This window comes from Blastomonas sp. RAC04 (assembly GCF_001713435.1).
Taxonomy (GTDB): Bacteria; Pseudomonadota; Alphaproteobacteria; order Sphingomonadales; family Sphingomonadaceae; genus Blastomonas; species Blastomonas fulva.
In genome coordinates, this window is record NZ_CP016460.1 from 1,790,006 (window position 1) to 1,805,234 (window position 15,229).

14 protein-coding genes are annotated in these 15,229 nt (G+C 60.8%); 9 read left to right on the plus strand and 5 right to left on the minus strand.

The window, feature by feature from the left end:
- Nucleotides 1-62: 62 nt before the first annotated feature.
- The 7 genes from rhmD to BSY18_RS09420 are packed head-to-tail and all read left to right on the plus strand — an operon-like array spanning nucleotide 63 to nucleotide 7,668.
- Nucleotides 63-1,247 carry an L-rhamnonate dehydratase gene (gene rhmD / locus BSY18_RS09390; protein ID WP_150126381.1) on the plus strand — a complete coding sequence of 395 codons (1,185 nt, stop codon included), beginning with the start codon at nucleotides 63-65 and terminating at the stop codon, nucleotides 1,245-1,247.
- A gap of 10 nt (nucleotides 1,248-1,257) precedes the next feature.
- Nucleotides 1,258-2,106, plus strand: coding sequence for a fumarylacetoacetate hydrolase family protein (locus BSY18_RS09395; RefSeq protein ID WP_069050413.1), 849 nt, complete (start codon nucleotides 1,258-1,260; stop codon nucleotides 2,104-2,106).
- Nucleotides 2,103-2,852 (plus strand): SDR family NAD(P)-dependent oxidoreductase, encoded by a 750-nt coding sequence (locus BSY18_RS09400; RefSeq protein WP_069050414.1) that lies wholly within the window; start codon nucleotides 2,103-2,105, stop codon nucleotides 2,850-2,852. Before BSY18_RS09395 ends, BSY18_RS09400 begins: the two co-directional genes overlap by 4 nt.
- 55 nt (nucleotides 2,853-2,907) lie before the next feature.
- Nucleotides 2,908-3,810, plus strand: coding sequence for an amidohydrolase family protein (locus BSY18_RS09405; RefSeq protein WP_069050415.1), 903 nt, complete (start codon nucleotides 2,908-2,910; stop codon nucleotides 3,808-3,810).
- Nucleotides 3,807-4,919 carry an L-rhamnose/proton symporter RhaT gene (rhaT, locus tag BSY18_RS09410; protein WP_069050416.1) on the plus strand — a complete coding sequence of 371 codons (1,113 nt, stop codon included), beginning with the start codon at nucleotides 3,807-3,809 and terminating at the stop codon, nucleotides 4,917-4,919. Before BSY18_RS09405 ends, rhaT begins: the two co-directional genes overlap by 4 nt.
- Nucleotides 4,920-4,924: 5 nt before the next feature.
- Nucleotides 4,925-6,514, plus strand: a complete 1,590-nt coding sequence (locus BSY18_RS09415) for a glycoside hydrolase family 43 protein (RefSeq protein ID WP_069050417.1) — start codon at nucleotides 4,925-4,927, stop codon at nucleotides 6,512-6,514.
- Nucleotides 6,514-7,668, plus strand: a complete 1,155-nt coding sequence (locus BSY18_RS09420; RefSeq protein WP_069050418.1) for an endo-1,4-beta-xylanase — start codon at nucleotides 6,514-6,516, stop codon at nucleotides 7,666-7,668. Before BSY18_RS09415 ends, BSY18_RS09420 begins: the two co-directional genes overlap by 1 nt.
- 57 nt (nucleotides 7,669-7,725) lie before the next feature.
- On the opposite strand, the gene BSY18_RS21650 is transcribed toward BSY18_RS09420, so the two are convergent.
- Nucleotides 7,726-7,947 (minus strand): phage integrase central domain-containing protein, encoded by a 222-nt coding sequence (locus BSY18_RS21650; protein WP_442856575.1) that lies wholly within the window; start codon nucleotides 7,945-7,947, stop codon nucleotides 7,726-7,728.
- Nucleotides 7,948-8,153: 206 nt separating this feature from the next.
- Between BSY18_RS21650 and BSY18_RS09425 the strand changes: the two genes are divergently transcribed.
- Nucleotides 8,154-8,543, plus strand: a complete 390-nt coding sequence (locus BSY18_RS09425) for a hypothetical protein (RefSeq protein WP_054136600.1) — start codon at nucleotides 8,154-8,156, stop codon at nucleotides 8,541-8,543.
- Nucleotides 8,544-8,553: 10 nt separating this feature from the next.
- Here the strand turns inward: BSY18_RS09425 and BSY18_RS09430 are convergent, their stop codons facing one another.
- The 4 genes from BSY18_RS09430 to BSY18_RS09445 all read right to left on the minus strand — a co-directional run bounded on the left by BSY18_RS09430 (nucleotide 8,554) and on the right by BSY18_RS09445 (nucleotide 13,517).
- Nucleotides 8,554-9,453 (minus strand): hypothetical protein, encoded by a 900-nt coding sequence (locus tag BSY18_RS09430; protein WP_069050420.1) that lies wholly within the window; start codon nucleotides 9,451-9,453, stop codon nucleotides 8,554-8,556.
- Entirely contained in the window at nucleotides 9,450-12,023 is a 2,574-nt protein-coding gene (locus tag BSY18_RS09435; RefSeq protein WP_150126248.1) for a fimbria/pilus outer membrane usher protein, read from the minus strand. Before BSY18_RS09435 ends, BSY18_RS09430 begins: the two co-directional genes overlap by 4 nt.
- Nucleotides 12,024-12,052: 29 nt before the next feature.
- A complete protein-coding gene (locus BSY18_RS09440) occupies nucleotides 12,053-12,739 on the minus strand; it encodes a fimbrial biogenesis chaperone (RefSeq protein WP_171900199.1) in 687 nt (228 codons plus the stop codon).
- A 211-nt stretch (nucleotides 12,740-12,950) separates the two neighbouring features.
- Nucleotides 12,951-13,517 carry a hypothetical protein gene (locus tag BSY18_RS09445; RefSeq protein ID WP_054136604.1) on the minus strand — a complete coding sequence of 189 codons (567 nt, stop codon included), beginning with the start codon at nucleotides 13,515-13,517 and terminating at the stop codon, nucleotides 12,951-12,953.
- A gap of 653 nt (nucleotides 13,518-14,170) precedes the next feature.
- Between BSY18_RS09445 and BSY18_RS09450 the strand changes: the two genes are divergently transcribed.
- Nucleotides 14,171-14,743 (plus strand): helix-turn-helix transcriptional regulator, encoded by a 573-nt coding sequence (locus tag BSY18_RS09450; RefSeq protein ID WP_069050423.1) that lies wholly within the window; start codon nucleotides 14,171-14,173, stop codon nucleotides 14,741-14,743.
- Nucleotides 14,744-15,229 lie beyond the last annotated feature (486 nt).

The following is a 15,229-nucleotide window of genomic DNA, read 5'->3' on the forward strand; positions in this document are numbered from 1 at the left end:
CCGTTAGACCGCGTTGATGATGGCGCTTGTGTGCCCGCCGTGGCCGGTGTCGGTCTGTCGTGATTCCCTTTCCAAAAATCGTTGCTGTTCGTGCGTTTACCGCGCGCGGTGGCGGCGCGGACTATCACGACCAGGGCGCTGGCCACTGGATCGACGATCATATCGCAACGCCCATGGCACGGTACCCCGAATATCGCGCGTCGCGCCAGAGCTTCGGCATCAATGTGCTGGGCACGCTGGTGGTGGAGCTGGAAGCGAGCGACGGAACAGTTGGCTTTGCGGTCACCACCGGGGGGGAACCTGCGGCGTTCATCGTCGAGCGCCACCTGTCGCGCTTCCTGATCGGTCAGAACCCTGCAGACTTTGAACGCATCTGGGACCAGATGTATTTCTCGACCCAATATTACGGGCGCAAGGGGCTGGTCGTGAACGCGATCTCGGCGATCGATCTGGCGTTGTGGGATTTGCTGGGCAAGCTGCGGCAGGAACCGGTCTATCACCTGCTCGGCGGCGCGGTTCGCGACGAGCTGCAATTCTACGCGACCGGCGCCCGCCCTGACATCGCGCGCGATCTCGGCTTTATCGGCGGCAAGCTGCCGCTGCACCACGGCCCGGCGGAGGGTGACGAGGGGCTCAAGAAGAATGTCGCGCTGCTGGCCGACATGCGCGCCAGGTGCGGCGACGATTTCTGGCTGATGTACGATTGCTGGATGGCGCTCGACGTGGATTACGCCACCCGGCTGGCGCATGCCTGCCACGCCCATGGCCTCAAGTGGATCGAGGAGGCAATCAGCCCGGACGATTACTGGGGCTATGCCGAACTCAAGCGCAATGTGCCCAAGGGCATGCTGGTGACCTGCGGCGAGCATGAAGCCACGCGCTGGGGCTTTCGCATGCTGCTGGAGATGGACTGCTGCGACATCATCCAGCCCGATGTGGGCTGGTGCGGCGGCATCACCGAGCTCATCAAGATTTCCGCGCTGGCCGATGCGCGCGGCAAGCTCGTCGTCCCGCATGGATCGAGCGTCTACAGCTATCACTTTGTCGTGACCCGCCACAATTCGCCCTTCGCGGAATTCCTGATGATGCACCCTGGCCCGACGGAGGTCGTGCCGATGTTCGCCCCACAATTGCTGAGCGAGCCGGTGCCGCACAACGGACGCATCAAGGCGAGCGCTCTGGACAAGCCGGGGTTCGGGGTTGAGCTCAACCCCGATGTCCCCCTTCACCGCCCCTACTCCAATTGACGAGTTGAACATGAAACTATGCCGCTATGGGCCCAAGGGCTCTGAAAAACCCGGATTGGTCGATGCCACGGGTCGTTTGCGAAACCTGTCCGGGGTTATCGACGACCTCACGGTCGACGCGATCTCCACGCTTGCAGCGCTCGACCCCGACACCTTGCCGCTGGTGGAGGGCACGCCGCGCTATGGCGTCCCCGTCGCCGGGATCGGCAAGTTCCTCGCCATCGGCCTCAACTATGCCGATCACGCGCGTGAAGCCGGGCTCGAGCCGCCGCCCGAGCCGATCTTCTTCACCAAGGCGATTTCGTGCCTCAACGGCCCTAATGATGATGTCATGATCCCCGATCGCTCGCGCAAGACCGACTGGGAGGTCGAGCTGGGCGTGGTGATCGGCAAGACCTGCCGCTACGTGCCCGAGGCCGAAGCCCTGGCGCATGTTGCAGGTTTTGTGCTGGTCAACGACGTCTCCGAGCGCGCCTTTCAGAAGGAACTCGGCAGCCAGTGGGACAAGGGCAAGGGCTGCGACACCTTCGGCCCGGTCGGCCCGTGGCTGGTCACCCCCGACGAGATCGCCGATTGCCAGGCGCTCGACATGTTTCTCGACGTCAACGGCCAGCGGATGCAGACCGGGAACACGGGGACGATGATTTTCCCCGTCGCCGAATGCATCGCCTATGTCAGCCGCTTCATAACCCTGCACCCTGGCGATCTGCTGATCACCGGCACGCCGCCTGGCGTCGGCGAGGGCCAGAAGCCTGACCAGATATTCCTGCAGCCCGGCGACGAGATGCGGCTGGGCATCACAGGCCTGGGCGAACAGCGCCAGCGAGTCGTGGCCTTCGACCTGGCAGCGCTGGCGTGAGCGTGTTTTCCGGACGTTTCGCAGGCCGTTGCGCGGTCATTACTGGTGGTGCCTCGGGCCTGGGCTTTGCGGTGGCAGAGCGCATCGTCGCGGAAGGTGGCCAGGTTTCACTGTGGGACAGTAACGCCGATGCCTTGGCCGAGGCGGCGACCGCGATCGGCGCGACCAGTGTCAGCCAGGTGGATGTCGGTGATCTGGCCGCGGTCGAGGCGGCGGTCGAGGCCTCGGTCGCCGCGATGGCGCACATCGATATCCTGGTCTGCTCGGCTGGCATCACCGGCGCCACGGCGCCTGCGCACCAATATCCGGTGGATAGCTGGCGGCAGGTTGTCGATGTCAACCTTCACGGCGTCTTCCATTCCAACCGGTCGGTCATCCCGCTGATGCTGGCCAACGGCTATGGCCGGATCGTCAACATCTCGTCCGTCGCCGGCAAGGAGGGCAACCCCAATGCCAGCGCCTATTCGGCCACCAAGGCAGCGGTGATCGGCTTTACCAAGAGCGTGGGCAAGGAACTCGCCGGCAAGGGCATCGTCGCCAACGCGCTTACCCCCGCCACCTTCGAAAGCCCGATCCTGGAGCAGCTGCCCCAGAGCCAGATCGACTATATGCTGTCGCGCATTCCGATGGGGCGGCTGGGCCGGGTCGAGGAATCGGCGGCGATGGTCTGCTTCATGGCATCGGAAGAATGCACCTTTACCACGGCGTCGACCTTCGACACCTCGGGAGGCCGGACAACCTTCTGACACGCGCACGCCGACCCCGCAGACGGGGCGGCCATTGAGGACGAGAGGAGCGAGATTGGACCGCCCGCCATTTGTCGATGCCCATGTGCATTTCTGGCAGCTCTCACGCTTGCGCTATCCCTGGCTGACCCCGCCGTTCGATGACGGCGGGCCCAACGGCCCGGTTGCGGCCATCGCCCAGGACTACACGCTTGCCGACTATCTGGTGGAAGCAGGTGGCTGGGATGTGCGGGGCATGGTCCATGTCGATGCCGGTGCCGATCCACGCGACGCGCTGGCCGAATCCGAATGGCTGCAGGCGACCGCCGACGCGCACGGCATGCCCAATGCGATCATCGCCTTTGCCGATCTGGCCCAGAGCGATGTCGACGATCTGCTCGCAGCCCATGCTGCGCACGCCAATGTCCGCGGCATCCGCCATATCGTCAACTGGCACCACGATCCGGATCGCACCTACACCGCACGCGACGTCACCGGCGATGCTGCCTGGCAAAGCGGCTTTGCCCGGCTTGCCTCGCATGGCCTGTCGTTCGATCTGCAATGCTATCCCGGCCAGATGCCGGGGCTCGCTCGTTTGCTGCAGCAGCACCCGGATGTCCCGGTGTGCATCAATCATGCTGGCATGGGGGTCGATGGCGAGGCGGACTGGCGCGACGGCATGCAACCACTCGCCGCCCTGCCCCAGGTTTCGGTCAAGCTGTCCGGCTTCGGCTTTGTCTTCCGGCCGCTCGACCCATCCAGGGTCCGCGACCGCCTGCGCCGGACGATCGACCTGTTCGGGCCAGAGCGCTGCATGATCGCCAGCGACTTTCCCACCGACCGGCTGTTCGGCGGGTTCGATGCCATTCTCGACAGCTATCTGGAGGCGGTACGCGATCTGCCTGACGCACAGATTCGCGCCCTGTTTGCCGGCAATGCCAACCGTTTCTATCGCCTGGGACTGGACCTGACATCATGACCCCCAATCCGCTGATCGGCGTGCTTTATCACTGGCTTGGGGGTTTTGCCTCGGCGAGCTTCTATGTGCCCTATCGCGCGGTGCGCGGCTGGTCGTGGGAAATCTACTGGCTGACCGGAGGGCTGTTTTCCTGGGCGATCGCGCCCTGGCTGTTCGCATCGCTGCAGACCAACGATCTGCTGATGGTCTTTCGGGAGGCGCCCGATGCCGCGATCATCTGGCCGGTGGTGTTCGGCATGTTGTGGGGCTTTGGCGGGCTGACCTATGGGCTGACCATGCGCTATCTGGGCCTGTCGCTGGGGATGGCGGTGGTGCTGGGGCTGTGCACGGTGTTCGGGACATTGATTCCGCCGCTGTTCCAGGGAGACTTCCAGTCCAAGCTGCTCGACAGCCTCAGCGGCAACATCATTCTGGCCGGGCTCGCCATCACGCTCGCAGGGATCATCGTCGTTGCCATCGCCGGCGCGCGCAAGGACGCCAGCCTGACCGATGCGCAAAAGGCTGATGCGGTGGCCGAGTTCAACTTCCGCAAGGGAATCGGCGTGGCGATCTTCAGCGGCGTCATGTCCTCGTGCTTCGCCTTTGGGCTGGCGGCAGGCGAACCGGTCAAGGCGGTTTCGGCCGCGCATGGCACCGGCCCGTTGTGGACCGGCCTGCCCGTGCTGTGCCTGATCATGGCGGGGGGCCTGGTCACCAACGGCCTGTGGTGCGCCTTTCTGATCCTGCGCAATCGCAGCGCCGGGCAATGGGTGGGACGCTCTGCAGATGTCGCGACGGAGGTGCCTGCACCGGCTGCAGCCAATCCGTCCGCAGCGCTGCAACCCGCCATTCCGCTGCTCGCGAATTTCGGGCTGTGCGCGCTGGCAGGGACGACGTGGTATTTCCAGTTCTTCTTCTACACGATGGGGGAAAGCCAGATGGGCCGGCTGGGCTTCTCGTCCTGGACGTTGCACATGGCCTCGATCATCATCTTCGGGACCGTGTGGGGCTTTGCCCTGCGCGAATGGCGCGACGCGCCGGGCCGCATCAAGGCGATGGTCTGGTCGGGTGTCGCGCTGCTGGTGATGGCGACGATCGTCATCGGCTATGGCAACATGCTGGGGGCGTGAGGATCATGCGGTCAAACCTCGTATACTCGCTGGCGCTGGCGCTGGCTCTGGGCGGGGCGACATCCGCCACAGCCACGCCCCCGGCCAGCCGGCAGTATGCGAACCCGATCATCTGGGCCGACTATTCGGACCCCGATGTGATCCGCGTAGGCGACCGCTATTACATGGTCTCGTCGAGCTTCCACCTGTCGCCGGGCATCCCGGTGCTCGAATCGGCCGATCTGGTGAGTTGGCGGATCATCGGCCATGTCCTGCCGCGGCTGCCGTTCGATCCCGCCTATGACATGCCTGGGCCGCACACGCTGACCGATGCGATTTCCAAGCCGATCGGCGGCACCCGCTATGCCAGCGGAACCTGGGCTCCGTCGATCCGCCACCATGCCGGAAAATTCTTCGTCTATGTCGCCACCCCGGACGAGGGCATCTTCATGATGACCGCGACTGATCCGCGCGGTCCGTGGAGCGCCCCAATCCAGGTCATCGCAGGGCCAGGCCTCGAAGATCCCTGCCCGTTCTGGGATGACGATGGCAGCGCATGGCTGATCCACGGACGTGTCGGGGCAGGCCCGTTGATCCTCCACCGCATGTCCGCGGACGGCACGCGCGTGCTCGACCAAGGCATCGTGGTGGCCGAGGACAGGCAGCGGCTTCCCGTGCTGGAGGGCCCCAAGCTCTACAAGCGCGACGGATATTACTATATCTTTGCGCCGATTGGCGGGGTGAGCACCGGCCCGCAGGCCGTCGGCCGATCCCGCCGCATCACCGGTCCATATGAGTGGCGCGATGTGCTGCTGCCCACCGCCGAGGTCAAAGGCCCGCACCAGGGCGGCTACGTGGAAACACCCTCGGGCCAGGGTTGGTTCGTCCATTTCAACTCGACCGGCGCGTTCGGGCGCATCACCTGGCTGGAGCCGGTGCGCTGGGAAGATGGCTGGCCGATGATGGGCGATGCGTTCAATCGCCCCGTGGCGAGCGCTACCGCGCCCGATGTGCCCGCATCATCGCCGCGCTTTGCGCTGCAGGCATCCGACGAGTTCAGCGGCCGCAGGCTGGGGCTGCAATGGCAGTGGAACCATAATCCGGACGACCGCCGGTGGTCGCTGGCAGACCGGCCGGGCTGGCTGCGGCTGTCGGCGGGCCACGCGCGCTATCTCACTCACGCGCGCAACACGCTGACCCAGATGCTCACCGGCCCGCAGATGGTCGCCACCACGCGGATCGACCTGCGGCGGATGGCCGATGGACAACGCGCCGGGCTGACCATGTTCGGCGTCCGCCCGACCTGGATCGGCGCGGTGCGCGAAGGCGGCGTCACCCGGCTCGCCTTTGCCAGCGAAGGCGTTGAAACGCTGGGCGAGCCGCTCCCCGCCACCGCGCTGTTCCGCGTCGAGGTCGGTCCCGACCAGCGGGCGCATTACAGCTGGAGCGCGGACGGACGGCGCTTCTCTCCCTTTGGCAAGGCGCTGCAACTGGCGCCTTTCTCATGGTGGCGCGGGTCGCGGCCCGGGCTGTTTACCTTCACCCATGCCCCAAGCCCGGCCGGATCGATCGATGTGGACTGGGTACGCATTTCATCCCGCAAGGAGAAAAAGTGATGGTCGATTGCACACGCCGTACGCTGCTGGCCGGAGCGGGGGCAGCGGCGCTGCTGCCGCGCACCGCCTGGGCCGAACCTGCCATCGGGCCGTCGCTCGACGTGCTGGCAGGGCTTTCGGGTCGGCGTTTCGGCTCTGCGATCGGCGGAGGCCATGGCGGGCCGCTCACCCGCTCTTTCGACGATCCGGCCTATCGCGCGATCATGGCAGCGGAATGCGGCGTCATGACCCCCGAAAACGAACTCAAGTGGAGCGTGTTGCGCCGTGGTGGCGCAGGATCGTTCGATTTTGCCCCCGCCGACCGGTTACTGGCCTTTGCGGAAGCCAACGGCATGGCGTTTCGCGGGCACACCCTGTTGTGGCACCACCCGCAATACACCCCCGAATGGGTCGCCACGCATGATTACGGATCGAAGCCCGCCAGCGAGGCCGCACGGCTGATCGAGGAGCATGTGACCACGGTCTGCAGCCATTATGGCCGCCGCATCCTGAGCTATGACGTGGTCAACGAGGCGATCGATCCGGAAACCGGGGATTACCGCACAACCCCGCTGACGCAGCATCTCAGCCCGCAAGAGGCAGTAGACCTGGCCTTCCGCGCCGCACGCGCGGCCGCGCCCGAGGCCGAGTTGGTGTATAATGATTTCATGTCCTGGGAGCCTGGTAGCCCGCGCCATGTGCCCGCCGTACTCGAACTGCTCGAAGGGTTTCGCAAGCGCGGCGTGCCGGTGGACGCGCTGGGAATCCAGGGCCATATCGGTGACCCCGGTGGTGCCAAGAGCGCCCCCTTCGCTGCGCGCGACGAACGGGCGTGGCGGCGTTTTCTCGATGCCGTCACCGCGATGGGTTACAAGCTGCACATCACCGAGCTGGATGTCAGCGACAAGAAGCTGCCCGCCCCGACGGCCGAGCGCGACGCGCAGGTGGCCGACTATGCCCGAGCGTATCTGGACTGCATGCTGAGCTATCCGCAGTTGGGCGACATCGTGCTGTGGGGCATTACCGATCAGTATAACTGGCTCAATGGGCTGACCCCGCGCAGCGACGGCCTGCCCAAGCGACCAACCCCCTATGATGACCAGTTTCGCGCAAAACCGCTCCGCGCCGCCATTGCCGATGCTCTCATAACAGCCGCGCGACGCTCAAACATTTAGCATCATTTTTGCGGCCTGGACTTCAAACATCGCGCGCCGCCACGCATTGCTGCCGGATCATGCATGCCATAGTACCCCGTGCCGACATACGCGGCTGGCAAACGCCCTGGTACGCACCGCCGTTTCGCGCTTGCCCGCCGTGTTGATCTTCTTGAGCACAGCTAAAAGTTCTGCGGGATCGACCGCGTCGATAGGACAAGGACCGATGGTTAGATCCGTTTGGCCGAATCTCAAGATAGAGGCCATTGTCGGCGAATATGGGACAATCCGGCCGGTCATGGCGGTTAACTCCAATCAGGCCCCACGCGAATATGCGACGCGGTTTCTTGCGCTTACCATTCAAAGTGCTCTGGAACCGACACTGATATCGGGGCTCGATCTCAATTTGCCGAGACGCAACAATAATTCTTACGGGCTATTAACCACGCCGATAAATCTCCGTTTCAGCAACTACCGGTATCCCGGGGGCGTCGGAGGTGTTTGCCATGCGTGCTAAGTTAGCTGGAACCGTGATTGCTGCGTTCGCAGCGGCATTAGTGCCGCTGAACGCAGCCAATGCGTCCTCGTTGGGCATTCAGCTGCGAGTGACGGTTCCAGTAATATGCCACATCACAGATGCCTACGCGCCCAACCCGTCGAGCGGGGAAATCCTGCTGGAGACGAATTGCAACGCCGAACATTATGCGATTTCGCTGGGCGGAGATCTTTCCGACATCGGCGTGGGAGGCGTGTCAGCCAGCCAAGGCCGCGCGGCTTCTTTCGGCAGCCAGTTGAGCATGCAGTCGGATCGGCCCGGCCGAACCGTCATTCGTGTGCAGATGAACGGCGACCTCAGCCAGGTTCGCTCCGCCTATTTCAACATCCAGGCACTCTGATCCACGATGCCTAAAAGGCCGTATAATTGAGCGTCAGGACGTCTCGGTAGGTGCCGGCATATTTGCGCGTTTGCGGCTCGACCCGCAACTGCATCTGCTCCCTGCGCGTGCCGAGCCCGGTGAACGCCCTGTTGATCTGGGCAAGCGATGCCAAATTGACCGGCGTGCCATCGTACACCAAGCTATAGGGGATGTTGCCGAACGCGCTGCCGCCTTCATGCACCAGTGAACCCAGATTCTGCGACTGGATCGTGATAGCGACTGCCGCATTGCTTTGATAGAACACTGTGGTCTGCAGCGTCGAGCCGTCGGTGACGTCGCCGAAACTCAGGTCCTTCTGCAAGGACCCGTTCTCGATCACGAACTTGATCGCGGGACGTACGATGATCGTGAACAGCACCGGGGTCGGCAGGCCGTCCCCCACCTGGACAAGCACCGTCCCCTGATACTCGCCGGCTGCCAGGAACTGCCCAGCGCTGATCTCGAACAAGTCGACATCGACAGGGGTGCCGCGCACAAGCTGGCTGCGAGCATTGCCGCTCAACTCGAACCGCGTCGCGTTGGCCTGCGAGACTAGACCAGAATTGACCTGGGTAAACCCGATGGCGTTGCCACCGTTGGCAAATGTGAACGTGCTAGCCGACTGCGGAAAGATGCTAACCGGTAGGCTGGCGCAACCCTGCGGTGTGTCGGAGGCGGCTGGCTGCAGGTTGATCCGGACGATGGCGCTGGTGTTTTCGTTGGGGTCATAGGTCTGCCCGCTCGATTGTCGTGCGGTCAGGACATAGGGGCCTGAACATTGACCTGCCCCGTTACCCTGCCCTTGAGCTTGCCCGGACTGGGACTGCACAGCTTGGACCGGAGTAAGAACACCGACGATCATTGCAATGAACAGAGCAAGCTTCTTCAAGGCATCACCTCCATGGCCTGGACGCCGGATTGAATAATCGCTGCCGCATCTTCCGATACCACGAAATCATAGGTCAAGTCACTGTCCATAAACTCAACCCTGTAACGGCCTGGAGAAACCTGCGAGAACACAGCGCGCCCGGCTGCGTTGGTAAAGAAGGTGTCTGTCTTGCCGGTCAAAAGGTTGCGAACAGTTCCGTAACTCAACGCCACGGGAACACCGTCAGGATTAGTCAGCGTTACGATCACGGTGCGGAAAGCGTCAGAACCGACCGTGATCTTGACGCCGCTGAGCGCTCCCGGATCGCTGATATATTCCCCCGGACCGATATCGTACCCGGTCGGCGCGTTGAGCACATCGACGCGGACAGGATCCGGACGATAACCGGAAAGCTGGGAGATCACTGCCGGCCCTAAGCCGTTGATCTGGCCTGACCGTCTTCCGACACCGCTGTTCTCGATGTCGATGGGCGACCTCCGCAGCGAAGGGTGGCGGTTAACCATCACAAATCCACGGCCCGGATTGCGACCGATCCCAAATTCCCCATCTGCATAGGCAAAACCGGATTGCAGACGGAACTGGCCGATGTTCTGGTTTCTGGCACCGAACATGCCTCTGGGCTGGACATTCGTGAACTCGACATCGAGATTGACGCGCGAATTGGCAAAACGTGTCTGGCCCGTGAGGCGATCGAAAAGCGGATTGGATTCGGCGATGACGCCATAGTCGAATTCGGGGATCGTGATATCGCGCTGGCGGCGGACCTCTAAGCGCGCCTGCTCCGTTCCCGTGTCAAAGCTGGCGTTGGCGAAGTGGGAGCGGCCAAGCGGCAAGGTCGCCGTCGCCAAAACCCCCGTGTCGGTGCGAGGTCCAATCTTGGCATAGCGCGCAGTGGCCGAAAGCAGCAGTCGGCCAAAACTGACCTGGACGCCTCCAAACAAAGCGCGCGTCTTGTCGGGTTGGTTATAGCGTTCAAAATAGGTGCCCCCGAACGAAATTCCAATCCGTGTCGTGAGATTGATCCGATAATCGGCTGCGATATCGAACTTTACGTTATCGATCACCTGAAACAGTGACAGCCGCCGATAACCACGGCTTTGATAGTCGAACCGGAAATTCAGCTGTCCGCCAAGATCCGACAGTTGCAACGGATCTCCACGATAAGCGAGGCTTGCGGCATACCCGGTGCTCCCTGTCGCGCGACTGACGCTGATGCCGCTGAAAATTGCGCCACGCAAACCGAGTACCGCAGCGCGCAGGCCGACATTCTGGTAGTCCTGAGCGACGATGAAATGTCCCCCCGCAGTCACTTTCTCGCTGAAACCCTTGATATACTGACCGGTGGCGACAGGGTTATCGGTATAGGCAAATCCGCGCGTAGAAAACCGTCGGAGGGCTCCAGCCGAGAAACTGAACTCGCTGATGCCTTCGGCCAGCAACTCGATGTCGTTGGCCAATGTGAAGCTGTCGATTTCTCTGCGTCCGGTCGTGTCCTCGACAATGATAGAAATGTTACTTGTCAGGGAAAGAGCTGGTATCTGGTTGAGGTCGACCTCACCTGGGCTGGCGTCGATCGTCTGAACAAGCGCGCCATTCGCGTATATCTCGATCCGGGCCGGGGAATCGAGACTGAAGGTACGACGCCCGGTGGGACGGATGTTTCGCAACGGCTGGATGGCGTCGTAGCGCCGTTCGGCTGATACGCCGAGAATCTCAACGTCGCCTGCAATGATCGGTATTTGCGGGACAAGGTCACCGGCAGACACACGCAGGATCGCGCTTTCGAAATCCTTGAACACGATGATCCGGTTCCGCTCGAACAGCCCGCCTCCGCCTGCAATGTTAAACGTTCCGCCATATGTTACATACACTCCATCACGCCCGCCGACGTTGGCAAAGCCGGCGAAATCGTAGATCAGCCTGTCGCTGACCGACCCAGCGCTGAAGTCGCGTCCGCCGATCAGCGTGCCGGTGAAGCCCGTGGCAAACTCCGCTGGCATCGCACGAGCGGCTGCGGAAAAATCAAACTGGTTGGCTATACTAAAACGTTGTGGCCCTCGCGCCGAAGGCAGAATGGCTAGTACGATCGAGAGTTCATTGGGCTTGTAACTGGCCGTAACTCCCAGTTGGGCTAGATCATCGACGGTCAAGTATTCGCTTTTGCGCTGTTCGAGCGCCAATCTCGTATCGTCATCGATCCTGTCGCCCAGAGCTACCAGCAATGAAGCGCCTTCGATTCCGAGCAGCTCCGTCAGCGTGATCTCCGCCATGATGGCTGACAGCCTTTGGCCTCCCAGCAAGGGGGGCAGGCTAATCCGCGTCGGCGCCTGCCTTGCGTCTTTTTGCGTGGACTGCAAGTCGGGCTCTGGCAGTTCAGATTTGGACGGCGCGGTCTGCGGCCCTATGCGCAGCGGGGTGGAAGCCTGACTGGTCGGCTCAGGTGCCGCCGAAGCTTGGGCGATTGCCGGGGGCGAGGCCAAGTCGATCGCAAGCGCGGTGCCGGCAATCATCTTGGTTATCAAGAATCCCCTGGCCACAGCCGCCCCACTCATGCCCTGAAAATGCTCCATTTCTTATTGAATAATCGAGCTGCAAATTATCAGCCGTCGGCACGCGACAACCGAACCTTGACGGGAGTTCCATCGATCAGATTATCAAGCGAGAGAGAAAATTCCCGTTCGCTATTTGGCGAAATTATCGGGTTTTCGACCAGATTTGTGAGGGCGTCCCGATCAAGACGAAATGTTTCGTCACCGATCTGATATTCGAGCTGCTGGCCATTGATGAAGGCGAAATCATTGCCCGAATTCGCTACTTTGAAGCGAAGTTTTCCTTCAACAATTCTCGTATTTTCGATAGCCAGTCTTGCTCGAGGCCTGTTGGCCTGAACATACACGGCGACGCCGAAATTATAGGTGAACTGAATGCCTGATTGCTCAAGTCGATTGACCGGAACCTCCGTGACCTGGATCACATAGGCTTCGCTTTCGGTGACAGCATCTCCGGTGTACTGGATCCGAAGGGCCTGCGACTGGCCTGCAGCAATCTGCGCTTGCGGAGGAAATATGACGAACTTGTCGTCGGCAGGTTGAAAGGTCTGGGAACCGTCGGGATTCACCAGACGGCGTAGGACCTTTACCTCGATCGGGAGGCTGTCGGTGCGGATGTTGTTGACTGCAATCGTCGCGCTAGACTGACCGCGGGAGGGCTGCAGAAAAATGCGCATCGGGGAGACTTCATATGCGTGGGCGACCGTCGCCATTGCCAATGCAACGATGGCCAACATGGCAGCCTTAATCGTTGATGCTAACCTAGCGGGCACCATCAATAAGCTCCTAGTAATAACAACAGATTTTGTCGCCCAATCCAGACACCTGATGCATTGACGCTCATAAGACCGAAGATGCCATAGTAATGCATGGATCAGGGAAAATACTGAAAAGGACGAGGCATCGCTGCCCCGCCCTTTTCATGAGCATACATTGAAGTCGGCAAAATCAGTTCGCAGTGATGGCGATGGTCACAGTGTCCTGATAGGTACCAGCGAACACGGTGGTGCCCGGCGCATCGTTGCCACCGACAGCGGCCTGCACACCATTGATCGAGAAGGTCAGACCGCCAGTCTGGCCAGCAAGAAACGCGGAACTGGCGTTCAGGTTGGTGATGACCGCAGCCGTCAGCTGCTGCGAGGGAATTCCCAGACCGCTGCCGCCACCATGTGCGAAAAAGAACGGAATGCGGTTTTCAGCAGTAGGGTTCGGTGCATTGTTGCGGGACAGAAAACCGCCGTTTGCCGAGCTGATCGTGCGAGTAAAGCCAACCGGCGAGTTGCAGCGATAGGTGACGCTGCCTTGGCTGGCGGGGGTCACGGTTGCGGTGGTTGCGACGCTGGCGAGTTCGCCGAAATTGATAGCCACAACCTGGCCTCCTGCGCGATAGGCACCGCAAACGCTACCGACCTGAGCGTTCAGGTTGATGGTGAGATTGGTACCGGCAGTCTGTGCCGATGCGGGGACTGCACTCAGGGCTGCGGCTGCAGCTGCAACCATCAAGATCTTCTTCATAAGACAAATCCTTTTCGCCTACGCCAGGCACCATTGCTTGGCATATGGGTTACTTTTCCTGGGCAGGCTGCGAGACCTGCCTGCGACACAAAGGTAATTGGGGGGGGCTATTGTCGGCATATCCTCTGCTATTTTGGGGAAGGCAGCTGCCGTTAACTGAAATAGTTAACAGCAAAACCTTCACCGTTAATCAGCGTAGCCCCAATGCCAAGCAGGTCGCTTCACCCATTTGAGTGGGATTTGCCGACATGCCCATACAGGCCAAGGTTTGCTTGGTTCGCACCCGATCTATCATCGCCGTTAGTGAAATTGAGTGCCGAATAGAGACGATTTTACAATCGCGAATCGCCTGCGCAGCATAAAAAAAGGCGAACCGTCCCGCCTTTGAAATATTTTTTCATTAAAAATCTATTAATTTTGGTGTTGGCGCGACCTACGCAATGCTCAAGACATACGCAGTGCAATATATCCCTGGCCGTGTTGGATGCGACCATACTCTGCCTACAAAGTGCTTCAGATAATCCGATAGCCTCGCTGGAGAAAATAGACTTGTTTATCGAATTTCGAGAAATACAAATAATAGTGTTCAATTTATTCGGACGGCGTAGGTCATCCACGTACAAGGGATGCAATCAGTACGCCAAAAGGTGCCAATGACCTTTTCATTGATGTTACCGCTGGTATTGTCGGGTTGGCTTTCGCTTGGCCGCCATGGCCGTCTCATCTGCGACGAGCAGCAAAAGGTGCTATGGCATAACGACCAGCTCGCACAATTCCTCTCCGCCACCCGGGCATTCAGGATCGACCGTGATCTCATCACCATAACCGGCAAAAAGGAGCAGACGGCATTTCAGGATTTTATCCGCAGCGGAAACGCGGACATTGTCCTATGGCTCAAGGATGAAAACGATCGCCCGCTCTGGGCTCTCCAGATCCAGCGGATCATGACGCCCGGAGTGCCAACATGCTTTGGAATCAGGTTTGCACAGACTGACGACTTCCTCGCTGCCGATTTTCGTCACTTCGAGACATTCTTCAACCTGACCAAACAGGAAGCGCTGATCTGCCGCCGCAAGCTCGAAGGCAAAACAGTGCAGGATATCGTCGAAATCGAAGGTAAATCCTTCGACACCGTACGCTTCCACATCCGAAATATCTACCGCAAGGTCGGCGTGTCATCACGCGAAGAACTCTTCGCCAATCTGCGGCTTTTCCTGTTCAATTGAGGTCGACCGCGACTTTGGAGGCGCTCGTACCAAAGCAGATTGAACACCTTCTGTGGTTGTCTGGATTTCTGGGGAGTCATGCTAACATCGTGATCTTCACAGACTTGATCATCCAACCCACGGCCAACTAGCTCGCCCGCATGATCGGCACCTCCCCCTTGCCCTGTTGACTGGGCTAGCATTGCCACCGGCTCGCGTAAATCTGATCCGCAGGCGCGGCATGGGGGCAATGGCAAAGTCAACGTTGTTAGCAGCCGGGTGCCCCTGGAAGGGCCTATGCCCAGTTAACAGCAGCCGTTGAGCGTTAGCTGGATGCCTCAGAACCTGTCAGTCCGTAACCGACCCAGAATGGGTCGTTCACGTCGGCCGACAGGAACGACCGTAGCTGATAGGAGCGGTCGCTTGCGCCTCGACGCAGTCGATCAGCCTTGCGCGGCCCTCGGTTTTAACCAGGTCAAGGCGCAAAGGCAGAAGCTATCTCCACCT

What these genes read in the sequence shown, in the direction of transcription:
- BSY18_RS09445 (WP_054136604.1), bottom strand. Translation starts at nt 13,517, where the DNA reads ATGAAGAAGATCTTGATGGTTGCAGCTGCAGCCGCAGCCCTGAGTGCA.
- BSY18_RS09415 (WP_069050417.1), top strand. Translation starts at nt 4,925, where the DNA reads ATGCGGTCAAACCTCGTATACTCGCTGGCGCTGGCGCTGGCTCTGGGC.
- BSY18_RS09395 (WP_069050413.1), top strand. Translation starts at nt 1,258, where the DNA reads ATGAAACTATGCCGCTATGGGCCCAAGGGCTCTGAAAAACCCGGATTG.
- rhaT (WP_069050416.1), top strand. Translation starts at nt 3,807, where the DNA reads ATGACCCCCAATCCGCTGATCGGCGTGCTTTATCACTGGCTTGGGGGT.
- BSY18_RS09440 (WP_171900199.1), bottom strand. Translation starts at nt 12,739, where the DNA reads ATGTTGGCCATCGTTGCATTGGCAATGGCGACGGTCGCCCACGCATAT.
- BSY18_RS09425 (WP_054136600.1), top strand. Translation starts at nt 8,154, where the DNA reads ATGCGTGCTAAGTTAGCTGGAACCGTGATTGCTGCGTTCGCAGCGGCA.
- BSY18_RS09450 (WP_069050423.1), top strand. Translation starts at nt 14,171, where the DNA reads ATGACCTTTTCATTGATGTTACCGCTGGTATTGTCGGGTTGGCTTTCG.
- BSY18_RS21650 (WP_442856575.1), bottom strand. Translation starts at nt 7,947, where the DNA reads ATGACCGGCCGGATTGTCCCATATTCGCCGACAATGGCCTCTATCTTG.
- BSY18_RS09420 (WP_069050418.1), top strand. Translation starts at nt 6,514, where the DNA reads ATGGTCGATTGCACACGCCGTACGCTGCTGGCCGGAGCGGGGGCAGCG.
- BSY18_RS09435 (WP_150126248.1), bottom strand. Translation starts at nt 12,023, where the DNA reads ATGGAGCATTTTCAGGGCATGAGTGGGGCGGCTGTGGCCAGGGGATTC.